This is a genomic window from Methylobacterium terricola (assembly GCF_006151805.1).
Taxonomy (GTDB): Bacteria; Pseudomonadota; Alphaproteobacteria; order Rhizobiales; family Beijerinckiaceae; genus Methylobacterium; species Methylobacterium terricola.
This window is the reverse complement of the sequence record NZ_VDDA01000036.1, coordinates 29,933-41,413: the sequence shown is the minus strand read 5'-3', so window position 1 is coordinate 41,413 and position 11,481 is coordinate 29,933. Positions and strand designations below refer to the sequence as shown.

Below are 11,481 nucleotides of genomic sequence, written 5' to 3'. Positions count from 1 at the left end.
TCAACCGCGCCCGCCGCTTGCCCGTCCGCTACGAACGCCGCGCCGACATCTACGAGGCCTTCACGTTCCTGCAGGCAAGCCTCATCACCCTCCGCCAGATCAGGCGGTTCTGTTAGGCGCTCTAAGCAGTTGTCGGTGCGGCCGAAGCCCTCCATGGGCGGCAGGATGTGCCCGACATAGACGAGCCCGGGAAGAGTGAAGCCAGCGACTGTCACCCGCCCGCCGGCAGGCACCCAGGTCCGGTCGCCAGATGCCTTGTACGGCGGCGTTGGCGCTTTGGCCTGGAGAAGCTGAGGCGCGGGCGCGATGTCCGGGAGGGTGACCTCCGGGAGAGGCTTGGCCGCCAGCGGTGGTGTAGCAACGAAGACGTAAGCCTGGACAGGGGCAGTCACCACCTCGAACGTCGCCCGCGGCGCCGAAGAAGTGACCGGCGATGCCGGGGGAGCACCCTCAACGTTCTGAACAGCCGGGGTGGCTGCCATGTCCTGCGGCGGGCCGGCTTGCCTGTCGGGCTGAGGCGGCAAGGCCGCGGCTTCGCAGATCACGACGGGAGGCTCCTCGACGTCGGGGAGGCGCGGGGGTGCGTCGTCGGAGATGCCCGCGGAAGTCGCCGGCAGATGCGTGTCCGGCCTGCTTCGCCGCCGCAAGGCCCATAACGCCAGGACGGCAGCGATTGCTAGCACCGCAGCAACAACCATTGGAGCCACATGCAGGCGGCCCGGGTCCCAGAGTGTAGGCTTCCCCGTGTCGGCCGCGACGGCCGAAGGCGCGTGATGGGGTCGGTCAAGTACTGGCACCTCGCCCGTGGCCGGGATCCCGGGCGGGATGACGGCGGGCGGCGAAGGCAGTGGTTGGCCCGATGATGCCACCCTGCCGCCTTCCGGTCGGGTGGATGACACAGTTTCCCTTGGTCCGTTGCCGACTGTCGGGACGGACTTCGTTTCCACCTCGACAGCGGGAAGAGCCGGTGTCGGGAGTAAGGTAAGTGGCGACCCCGTTGAGGGCACATTGACGGTCGACTTTTGGCGCGCAGAGGAAGCAATCCCTGCGGCAGCCTGCCTCCGCTCCCGCAGTCGAGTCAGGGTCGGCAGATCGGCACGGCCAGTTGGGGGGAGGCCTTCCGCTTGCTGGAAGCGGAGCAGGGCTTGCACCGATTGGCGTCCCCATCGACCATCGACGCCGCCGGGATTGTGGCCTAGAGCCTGAAGGTCGGCCTGTACCGCGCGCGCCTGAGTGCCCTGTTCACTCTGCTGCGCCGAGGCGGGGAAAGGGACCGACCCGCCAATCAAAACGGCTGCCAACCCGCATGAGACCAACCACCCTGTCGCCGGGAGTATATCCTTGGCCACGTAGGTCACACTCCCGCTCGCAGCCATCCGTCCCTGGTCCTGCATCCCCTCTTCCCACCCTACGCTAAGTTGTTGGACCAAACCAAGACCCTGTCCACAACCAGGGAGACCCATCGAGCCCGCTCGGGTGATCCGGGGCAAAAATTTGCAATGTCTCTGGCCAACCTCAATGATAGGGTGCAACTATGGCAGTCGATCATGAGACGCGGTATCCAAGAGGAGCAGGCATATGCGACGGCCCGCAACCGCCGAACCTACCGGACGAGACAGGACAACCCAAACAGACCCATCGCCGTTCTCGCACCGATTGCGGCCACGCCAAGTGTCTGAAACTTGTCACATCTGATCAGAGGCATTCTGCCGACAGACGGTCTCCGACGCAGCTCACGAACTGCAGCTCGCCCCCGCCGGGTCGACGGACCTTCGTCGCGCCCGCGCACGGCTCACCCTGACCGCGTACGGTCCCCTACGCGGGCGTCCGTCCGACCGCGCCGGAGGAGCCGAGGCAGCGGGTCCACTCGGGCCGAAGCCCCGGGACATCTTCATCCCCGACCGGCACACCGACGGGATCGGGGCACCCAATGTGAACGAGGCCACCCCCGCGATCCGGGTACACACGCGAGACTTTCGCTGATTGTCACCTGAGAGGCTACCAGCATACCGGCGCCGCTCCGATGGAAGCCCCCTGCGACAGCGGCAGGTAGCGACTGGGTGCCCTCGGCATCGCCTACTGGGAACCCTCAAAGGCTCTGCTCTCTGGATCCGGCGCCCCACTACGATCCATTACGCCCGGCGCCCCGGGGCCGGTCACTACCCTGGCTGCCACACAGCAAGGCCCTCAATGGACCGTCTTGGCCCGCCTGCCCCGGCTAGCCCCGGCTAAACGCGCAAGCTATTGAAATAAAATATCTTTTCGAGGCGGTCTGCCATTTCGGCCCGACAAATGTCCATTCCTGCCGCAGTGGTGAAACTGGCAGTTTTCTCGGCGGCCGAACGGAGGCGCCCTCAACGACTATCACCGAGACCGTCTCGGACGGTACGCGGAAGCCCACGGACGATCGGTTGACGGACCGCCCTGCCTCGGATGTTGTCTGGCGGAACAGCATCCCGATCACCGAGAGAGCTTACGTCGCGAAGGGGCGCACACGCAGAGAAGCCCGCCGGGGATCCCCGGCGGGCTTCTCTAAATACGAGTTCATGAGGACGCGGAATGAAGGCCGACCTATTTATAGGCGGCGCAGTCTCCTCGATGCCCCAAAGGCCTGTTTGCTAGATCAGATCGCGTCGAAGCATCTCCGTCAGACGGTCGCCCTCCCCGCGTCGGTACTCCGCGTCGTCGTACCGATGCTCACCATCGATCAGGTAGTAGCACTCGGGGTACCCTGCCTCCTGCCTAGCTTTCCTGAGCATGTCTTGCGACACCCGCACGCGCTGAAGGGTCACGATGCCCGAGTACCGGTGTTTCAAACCATAGAAGCCGGTAAACGTGTCGTCGGGCGCCAAGCCGTTGACATCGCGCTCGCGCGCGTTGAGCGCCGGGTCGACCCCCTTCATGCAGTAGCGAAACCAGCGCCACTGCTCCTCGATCGCACGCGCGACGGCCGTCTCCCGGCGGCGCCGAACGTGGAGGCGTTGTTTGAAGCCTACGCGATCGATGCGCTTAACGTACCGTTCCAGCCACCGCCGGTACTGGGGGTACACGTGCACGGGGACGTGTACCCCGCTGTGCGAGTGGAGGCCAAACGTCTGGGAGCGCTCGAAAACCGCGTAGTTGTAGTTCGGCACCCCGTGACGCCGCATGAATTTGCGTTGGGCCTGCATCAGCACGCGGTGCGCCACATCGACCTCCTGGCTGTAGCGGTAACCTATTTTGTCCCAGGCGATGGTCATCTGTACGTTGAGGATGGCCCCCTGGTGATTGGCGAACGCCACGGCCTGATGCGCAATCCAGAACTGCGGCCGCGTGATAAAGTGCGGCTGTGGTTGGAACTGCTCGTCGTAGGCCGCTGGACAGCGGCCAACCACGGCGCCCCGAAGAGCTTGCTGGCAAGGATCGGAGAACGGCCTCCAAAGATCTTCATCGGATCTCTTATTGAATGGTACCGTACTGTCGAATCCTAACATCGCTGAGCCTTCATTTGATCGTTTGATCAGGGCGCGAACGCGCTCTCTCTTTCCAGAGCGATAGAGATCGTTGAGCCACATCTTGTATTGTTAATGCAGCCCAACGATCGAATGGGAGTTCAGAGATGACAGCGTCAGGCGACCTTGTCGTCCTCGCTTTGCATGAGAATCATCCGGCTAATCTGGAAAATTGACGTCTTATTTTTCTTGGTTCGCCGAGATATTTTTTGCTTTACAGTAATCTTGGGCTCTGGCGGCGGTGTATCCAGCAAGTGCTGGACGAAAGCGCCGAAATGACAATGAGCGGCCACTGACTTGACCAAGTTACGTGTGCGTTCGTCGTAGGGCCGATAGGGCGAGATGCGCAGCATGGACGTGCGCTCCGACAAGTCCTTTTGGCGTTCGAGGCGATCGAAGTAAGCTGCTTTAGCACTTTGTTCTATCACCTGCTGGACGAGAGACATCGACGAGGTCGCTGATGCTTCGCCTGGCGACTTCGCGTCCAGCTGTGGCGCGGCGCTAGGCTCCACGATCGTGGACTCGGAGGCAGTTGCCTCCACGATGAATACGGGAGCAGCGGCTTCGTCAGCGGCAAGGCGTGCGTCCGCGAGCGCGCCAGCGGGCACGCCATCATCATGCTTGTACATGGATTCTCTGTCGGTTTACGGGGGAAGGGCCAACGACGACGTTGGAGATCGCCGCTGTCAGGCCAGGAATGCATGTCACCCATCCCGAACGCAAGCAAGATTCGAAAAATTCGTCGAAAATATTGCCGAGAACCAGCGTGAATACTTTAGGCCCTTAGGATCGAATTATGTCGCACCAAACACTGGGGGGAGCAGAGTTCGCTTCCAAGCCATGTCGTTGATAATAATCCATGCGCATCAGTGGCTTGGTGTTCATGGCACCATGGCGACACAGTCTCGGAGCGCGCAAATCGGCGCCGATTTGGCTCTGTGATCACGAAAATGTGATCGCCGAACCAAAAAATTTTCAGCTCTTGTCCGTGATTGAAGCTCTGCCGTTGGAGGGAAGGATCTCTGTTTATTAGGGACCGCGCCCCGTGCGCGACCTGCACATCGGCGTCATCGGGGCGCCGGTCGCGGCCGAGGTGGCGCCAGTCACCGCGTAGGTCGTCCACTGGCCGAAGATGTCGGCGATCTCGCGCTCGGTCTTGCCGAGTTCTCTGAGGTCCGTTGCCATCGAGTGCCGGACCCCGTGCGGCGTCAGCCCGGGCTTGACCTTCCCCTCCGTCTCGAGCCGCAGCCGCACCCGGAGCCAGCTCGCGTGAAATCCACCCTCGGACCACGGCGAGCCGTCCGAGCTGGAGAACAGGTGCGTGGCGTGGTCCGGCTGCGCGTCGAGGATCCGGGCCAGCGGTTCCGGGCAGGGTGCCGTGACCTCGACCGCTCCCTTGCCGGTGACGAACGAGATCATCCCGGCCTGGTAGGCATCGCGCCGCATCCCCCGCACGTCGCCGAGCCGCACGCCGAGATAGCGCATCATCGCGAACGGGCCCCGCAGCGGCACCGGTAGCTCGGCAAGCACCGCGTCGCGCTCCGCCGAGGTCCACACGGCCGGTTCAGGCTTGTCTCCCCCGTCGCCTTGCGCACCTTCTCGACGTGGTCGACCGGGTTTTCCGTCAGCAAGCCCAGCCCGATCCCGATGCCGCAGGCCCGCGAGAGCACCTGCACGACGTAGTTCGCGAACCGGCGCTTATACGTCGCATAGGCCTTGTTGCGCAGGCCGACCATGAACGGGCGGTCGAGCCGGTCGAGCGGCATCGCCGGCAGCGGCTCCAGGGAAATCGAACACCTTGTGGTAGTCGGCCCGGGTCCCCGACGCGATCGGCGTGACGGGGCAGGCCCGCTCGAACACCGGGGCCGTGCAGCGGCAGTAATCCGCTGCCAGCGTCAGGAGGCGCCGGCTCATGCCCGGAATCGCGGACTGCGTCTTCATCGGATGTCGTGCTCTTCAGGTTCGGGGTTGGCCGTAGAGGTCGCCGAGCCGCTCGCGATCCGGGCAGCCGTCAGCGCCCACGCTTTGGTAGTGCGCAAAGTTCTGGGGTCAGCTGGAACGGATCGAGCGCCAAATCGTAGTTCGGGCAGACGAGGCGCGCGTGAGCAGCGCCCGACACCTCACTCTCGAAAGCTGTACAATCATGTTGCTCTATGAAGTGACGGACGCCCTTGGCGTGGGCGGCCTCTTTCGCGATGTCATGAAGCCGCTCGACACCTATCTCTCCAGCGGCGAAGTCGAGGCAGGTCAGCCGATCGGGCGCAGCGAGGCCGATTGGTCGGCGACCGCGCTGCGTGACGGGACCATCCGGCGCAACGCCATTCGGCGCGCGCCGGAGACCGTCTCGGCGAACGTCTGAGCGCGGCGGCCTCACTGTGCCCTCTCCGATGAGGCGGCCAGCACGGCCGCTCGTCGAATCGGGTAGATAAGCCGCTGATTCGATGCGGCTTTTCCCGGCGAGAGGCCCGACGTCAGGGCCGTGGAATCACTCCCCTTCGGGGCGGCCGCGAGGTGGTGCAGCCGCCGAAGGTCCACGCCTGCCCGGCCTGCGGCTTCAAGCCGGAGAAGCAGAGCGAGATCCGGTGCGAGGACGGCGAACTCGTCGAGGTGAAACCTCTCAAGGCGACGGCCAGGACGCTCGAGAAGGCGAGCCTGGTCGGGCGGCTGAAGCTCGTGGGGCGTCGCCGGGGCTACTCGGCCGGTTGGGCATCGAACCAGTTCCGCGAACTTACCGGCGTCTGGCCGAACCACTCCCGGGATGTCTTGTCAGCCGCCTCCGCTACCAGGCCGAGACCCCCTCCTGGCACCCGGCCATGCTCGCCATGGTCACCGGCCCCGATGGCGTGCCCGCGACGATCCACCGGACCTAACTGACCGAGGACGGCAGAAAGGCTTCGGTCGAGGATCCGCGCCGGATGATACCCGGCACCATCCCGGCCGGCGCGGCGATCCGTCTCTTCGACCATGGCCCGGTTCTCGGGATCGCCGAAGGGGTCGAGACGGCCCTGGCCGCGGCCTCTCTCTTCGGCATCCTGTGCTGGGCGGCGATCAACTCCACCCTGCTCGCGAAGTGGGAGCCGCCGCCCAACGTGGAGACAGTGATCGTATTCGGCGATTCTGACGCGTCATTCGCAGGACAAGCAGCTGCGTATGCTCTTGCGCATCGACTTTCTCAAAATTAATCGACAGTAAAAATCGAAATTCATGCTGGGATTGGTGCTGACTGGTGTGATATCCTCGCGGATCAGCGGTTGGCAGCTTGAGCCGGTGACCAAGAACGGGAGGCCAGAATGGACGATCTCGCTACCGCCGCCACTCACGACTTCGCCGCCCCCGCCGCTGACGTCGTCTCCGGCGAGTTTGCGAACAGTCTGATCTTCGTGGAGAACTGTGCGGCGCGGCGGAGCGATTTCACGAGACGCAACGGGCTCGGCTCTCATTGGCGCAAGTGACGGGTGGCGCAACGGTACCCGGCCTCGCCGTCTCCGGACGGCAGGACCTCTCACGAGCGGGGACAGCAGATGATCGACGAGAGCACCCTCAAGGCTTGGGGCTTCACACCTGGCTCTTGGTTCAAGGCTGGTCTCGCCAAGGCGGTCGAGATGCAGGCTGCCGGCGCGCGCGAGGACGAGATCATGGCAGCGCTTCGAGCGATGAGCGACGAGCGGCCGGCCGAGCCGGAGACGCGTCCGGCCGTGGCCTTCGTCGAGCGCCGAGACGACCTCGCCGTCTTCGATCCGCCCGTTACGATCTTCGGCGAGCACGACGCCAGGACGCTCGCGCAGATCGGGCGTTGCATGTCGCTCGGCAGCGCCGTGAAGGGCGTCCTCTGCGCCGACGGGCACCTCGGCTACGGCCACCCCATCGGCGGCGTAATCGCCTACGAGGACCACATCTCGATCTCTGGCGTCGGGTTCGACATCGCCTGCGGGAACATGGCGGTGCGGCTCGACGTGACCTACGCCGACGTGAAGGACCGGGCCGCGACGATCCTCGCCGACATCGGCCAGGTCGTCAGCTTCGGCATCGGGCAGAAGAACGGCGTGAAGGTCGACCATGAGCTGTTCGATTCACCGCTCTGGGGCGAGGTGATCGGCGCGGCCCCCTTGAAGGGCAAGTCGCGTGATCAGCTCGGCACCGTCGGCTCGGGCAACCACTACGTCGACCTGTTCGAGGACGAGGCGGGCTTCGTCTGGATCGGGGTCCATTTCGGCTCGCGCGGTCTCGGGCACGCGATCACGACCGAGCACCTGACGCTGGTCGGCGCGAAGGACGGCATGGACGTCGATCCAGCCCTTGTGCCGATCGACCACGACATCGGCCGCAGCTACATTTCCGGCCTCGATCTCGCCGGGCAGTATGCCTACGCGGGGCGCGAGTGGGTCGTCGAGCAGGTGCGTCGGATCATCGGCGGCGCGGTCACCGACACCGTCCACAACCACCACAACTGGGCTTGGCGCGAGCGTCATGGCGACCGGGATCTCTGGGTGGTGCGCAAGGGCGCGACGCCTGCCTTCCCGGGCCAGCGCGGTTTCGTCGGCGGGTCGATGGGCGACGATGCCGTGATCCTGGAGGGCGTCGAGAGCGAGCGTTCTCGCGACAGCCTCTATTCCACCGTCCACGGTGCCGGCCGGGTCATGTCCCGCACCGAGGCGCGCGGCAGCTTCGTGAAGGACGAGCGCGGCAAGAAGATCCGGCAGCCGGGCCGCATCCGGCACGACGAGTGGCAGAACTGGATCCGCGAGCGCGGCGTGATCCTGCGCGGCGGCGAGATCGACGAGGCGCCTCAGGCTTACCGTCGTCTCCCCGACGTGCTGGCCGAGCACGAGGGCACGATCCGTGTCCTGCACACCCTGCGCCCATTCGCGGTCGCCATGGCCGGTAAAGGCGAGTTCGACCCCTACAAGGACTGAACGACCTGGCCCGGCGCTCCGGCGCCGGTCTCGTCCGTCGCGTGGAGCCGCCGATGTCCCGTCGATCGACCGCTCTCGCCCAAGCCGCCGGGGAGGCAGCGGACGCGCCGGCCCTGCGCCTGGGTGACCGCTGCCGCTGGCCGCGGGACAGCCGCCGCGAGACCGCCCTGGCCCAGGCCGCCGGCGAGCCCAATCCGGTCCGCTGGCATGCCGCCGTGACCAACCCGGGCTGCAAGGTCATGGTGCGCGACGCCATGGCCCGCAGGGGCGTCGACACGGTGCTGCCGATGCTCCGGTTCGCGGGTCCGTCACCGGAAGCGGATCGTCGCCGAGCGCCCCCTGATGGCCCGCATCGTGGAGTTCGGGCTCGACCGCTCGACGCAGCACAGCGCCGGCATCTACGGCCTGGAGCGCATCGTCAGGGGGGGCGTCGGACCGCTGGACGGTGCTGGACCAGGGCGAGGTGGAGGATCTGCGCCTGCGCATCCTGCGGGGCGAGTTCGACGCCACCCTGAGGCAGACGGATCCGCAGATGGAGGTGCCGCCGCTGATCCGGCACTTGGTCGCGATCGGCGCCCTGCCCTACTCTGCCACCTGCACCCACAAGGCCGCGAGGAACTTAGGCTTGAAATTCAAGGAGGTAGCGTGACATTTGATGGCGTCCGCACGGAAGGCTGCTCTGCACCTGCCATGCGTTAGCTTTGGTGGATGGGTATCCGGTGTCCCTTCCGCCGAGGTGCTGTCGGTGCCGTCCTGTACCTGCTATACTCAGTGGACCGTCGGCCTAGACCGGAGGCTCCGCATGTTCGAGTGGCTTCGCCGCATCCTGTCGCAGGACACGTCTTCTCGAGACGCACTTCGGCGCAGGGAAGAATCCGGCACCGTGCAACACACTCCGCCATACGTCGCCGACCAGTCTGCCGCCATCGCCTCAAGCACCGCCGCTGCCACGATCGCGAGCTCCGGCAGCTTCGGCTGGTTCTCGTCGGGAGGCTCGGATAGCGGCTCGTCGTCCAGCTGCTCGACCGACAGCAGTAGCAGCAGTTCGAGCGGGACCTGCTAAAGGCGGTCGATGAGATGAAGAGGTCGCGCCCGCTTCCGCCGCAGCCTGAACGAACATGAAAACGCCGCCGGTGCGGCGGCAGCGGACCGGATGCCGCGGAGCAAGCGCCGGAGTGGTGCCAGCGCGCAGTGCGGCGAAGGTCAGGCCAGAGCACCAGAGCAATCGAGAAGACGTCCCAGTCTCTACCCCAAGAGCGAGGCGTGGCAGGGCTGGTACAAGAGCCAGCGTTGGGTCCGCATCGCCAAGGCGCAGCTGGCCGCCTCCCCCCTGTGCGTGATGTGCATGGAGGGCGGGAGGCCAGAGCCGGCGACGGTCTGCGATCACGTCGTGCCGCACCGGGGTGACCCGCCCCCGTCGCGGCAACACGAAGGCCATCGCGAGGGTGAGCCCACACCATACGGCGATGCGGGAACTCGGATCGGATGCGGCGGCCCTCGAAGCCGAACTAGGTCTCTCGCCGCGGCGCCGTGACGAAGGTCGAGCGGAAGGCAAAGGCAGCACGTGCGGCGGACGCCTACCTCAAGCCCGTCGGCGCCTGACCCGACCACCGCCTGGGCGCAGGATGTCGCGGCGGGCCGGATCGTATCGGGCGAATTGGTGAAGCACGCGGCCGAGCGCCACCTGCGCCACCTGCGCCACCTGCGCGACGGTCCGGCGCGCGGGCTGCATTGGCGGCCGGAGATCTCGGCCCGGGCGCTCGGCTTCCTGCCGGCGCTGCTGACCATCACGGCCGGCGCCAAGGCCGGCGAGCCGTTCGTGCCGCTGGCCTGGCATGGGTTCGTGATCGGCTCGCTGTTCGGCTGGCGCAAGGCGAGCGGCCGGATGCGGTTCCGGGCCGGCTGGCTGGAGACCGGCAAGGGCCAGGCGAAAAGCCCGCTGATGGCGGCGGTGGGCCTCTACCTGATGGGGTGGGCCGGCATCCCGCGGTCCGAGGTCTACGCGATCGGCCAGGACCGGGCGACGGCCAACGTCCTGTTCGGCGACGCGGTGGCGGTGTGCCGGGCGCCGATCCCGGGCGCCGAGGACGACAGCGACACGCTCGAGCCGCGCGGCGAGGTCGTGATCCGCGGCGAGGGCGACAACGCCTGGAAGGTGGAGCACGTCGAGACCGGATCGAAGTTCCGGGCGCTCGCCAACGGCGAGGCGGTATCGGGCCCGCGGCCGACGGCGGTGCTGGCCGACGAGATCCACGAGTTCAAGGCCAACGGCGCGATCGAGACCTGGCGGCGCGTCATCGCCAAGATGCCGGGCAACGCGCTCATGCTGCTCGGCACCAACACGCCGTCCCTGGCTGCGCTGGAGCGTGCGACGTAGATGGAGCGCCTGATCGCATTGCTGCCGCTGCTGTCGTCGATGCCGGCGCTGCAGGTCTTCGTCGGCGCCGCCGTGGCCGTCACGTGCGTCGCCATGGTGCTGAGGGCGAACAGGGACAGGCACGAGGTGCCGCCCCCGGCGCCGGGTTCGGTGGGCGACGCGATGGTGCATCTGCAGGGCCCGGCCAAGGTGCTGAGCCTCCTGCGCGAGATGCGAGAGCAGGGCCGGCAGTAGACCGACTATCTCGGCCGCATCGCCGAATGCATGCGGGTCATCCGGGGCGAGACGCACAACCAGACCCAGATCCTGCGGAGCATCGACCGGGAGCAGGTGCGCAATGATGGGCACGACCGGCGCGAGTAGCGCTGCGGAGCCCGCCCCGATGCCGCCTCGTTGCCTGTCGGATCTTCACTGGACCCGAGCCCTGCCTTCAGCCCCGCCGGCAGCCGCCGCACGGGGTTTTTTCGGTCTGGCCCCGCCCCTCCGGCGGCGAGCACGCCCTGGCCGATGACGAGGCTCATCCCCCGCTCACTTGCTCGGCGAAGTCCTCCGGCACCTCGCCGAACGAGCCGAGGATCGTCACGCTCTCGGCTCCGCAGGCGACTCCAGCAGACGGGCGTGCAAACCATTAACTGCCTGCAGGAAGTTGCCTGTCAGACCCTATGGACGTTTCGCTCCAAGCATATATTCTTATGACCCA

At 66.2% G+C, this 11,481-nt stretch carries 11 protein-coding genes and 2 pseudogenes; 8 read left to right on the top strand and 5 right to left on the bottom strand.

Features of this window, described 5'->3' with window-relative positions:
• Window positions 1–116, top strand: a pseudogene (locus tag FF100_RS32680) (IS5/IS1182 family transposase); the annotation flags it as partial.
• A 966-nt stretch (window positions 117–1,082) separates the two neighbouring features.
• Here the strand turns inward: FF100_RS32680 and FF100_RS38735 are convergent.
• The 5 genes and pseudogenes from FF100_RS38735 to FF100_RS32660 form a co-directional block, all read right to left on the bottom strand.
• Window positions 1,083–1,376 (bottom strand): annotated as a pseudogene (locus FF100_RS38735) (peptidoglycan-binding domain-containing protein); the annotation flags it as partial.
• 1,242 nt (window positions 1,377–2,618) lie between these two features.
• A complete protein-coding gene (locus tag FF100_RS32675; protein WP_139040201.1) occupies window positions 2,619–3,554 on the bottom strand; it encodes a hypothetical protein in 936 nt (311 codons plus the stop codon).
• A 53-nt stretch (window positions 3,555–3,607) separates the two neighbouring features.
• Window positions 3,608–4,120: a hypothetical protein gene (locus tag FF100_RS32670; RefSeq protein ID WP_139040200.1), complete on the bottom strand. Its 513-nt coding sequence runs from the start codon at window positions 4,118–4,120 to the stop codon at window positions 3,608–3,610.
• Between the two features lie 400 nt (window positions 4,121–4,520).
• The gene (locus FF100_RS32665; RefSeq protein ID WP_139040199.1) at window positions 4,521–5,021 is read right to left on the bottom strand and encodes a tyrosine-type recombinase/integrase; all 501 of its coding nucleotides are present in this window, start codon (window positions 5,019–5,021) and stop codon (window positions 4,521–4,523) included.
• A complete protein-coding gene (locus FF100_RS32660; RefSeq protein ID WP_139040198.1) occupies window positions 4,976–5,257 on the bottom strand; it encodes a hypothetical protein in 282 nt (93 codons plus the stop codon). Before FF100_RS32660 ends, FF100_RS32665 begins: the two co-directional genes overlap by 46 nt.
• 377 nt (window positions 5,258–5,634) lie before the next feature.
• On the opposite strand from FF100_RS32660, the gene FF100_RS32655 reads away from it, so the two are divergent.
• The 7 genes from FF100_RS32655 (at window position 5,635) to FF100_RS32630 (ending at window position 11,015) form a co-directional block, all read left to right on the top strand.
• Window positions 5,635–5,850: a hypothetical protein gene (locus FF100_RS32655; RefSeq protein ID WP_139040197.1), complete on the top strand. Its 216-nt coding sequence runs from the start codon at window positions 5,635–5,637 to the stop codon at window positions 5,848–5,850.
• Between the two features lie 556 nt (window positions 5,851–6,406).
• The gene (locus FF100_RS38165; protein ID WP_246102645.1) at window positions 6,407–6,673 is read left to right on the top strand and encodes a toprim domain-containing protein; all 267 of its coding nucleotides are present in this window, start codon (window positions 6,407–6,409) and stop codon (window positions 6,671–6,673) included.
• Window positions 6,674–6,781: 108 nt separating this feature from the next.
• Window positions 6,782–6,943: a hypothetical protein gene (locus tag FF100_RS37405; RefSeq protein ID WP_171070423.1), complete on the top strand. Its 162-nt coding sequence runs from the start codon at window positions 6,782–6,784 to the stop codon at window positions 6,941–6,943.
• A gap of 69 nt (window positions 6,944–7,012) precedes the next feature.
• Complete coding sequence (locus tag FF100_RS32645) at window positions 7,013–8,404, top strand: RtcB family protein (RefSeq protein ID WP_139040196.1); 1,392 nt, start codon at window positions 7,013–7,015, stop codon at window positions 8,402–8,404.
• 445 nt (window positions 8,405–8,849) lie between these two features.
• Entirely contained in the window at window positions 8,850–9,053 is a 204-nt protein-coding gene (locus FF100_RS32640; RefSeq protein ID WP_139040195.1) for a hypothetical protein, read from the top strand.
• Window positions 9,054–10,064: 1,011 nt separating this feature from the next.
• Complete coding sequence (locus tag FF100_RS32635) at window positions 10,065–10,781, top strand: terminase large subunit domain-containing protein (RefSeq protein ID WP_246102643.1); 717 nt, start codon at window positions 10,065–10,067, stop codon at window positions 10,779–10,781.
• Window positions 10,782–11,015, top strand: a complete 234-nt coding sequence (locus FF100_RS32630; RefSeq protein WP_139040194.1) for a hypothetical protein — start codon at window positions 10,782–10,784, stop codon at window positions 11,013–11,015.
• The last annotated feature ends 466 nt before the right edge of the window (window positions 11,016–11,481 follow it).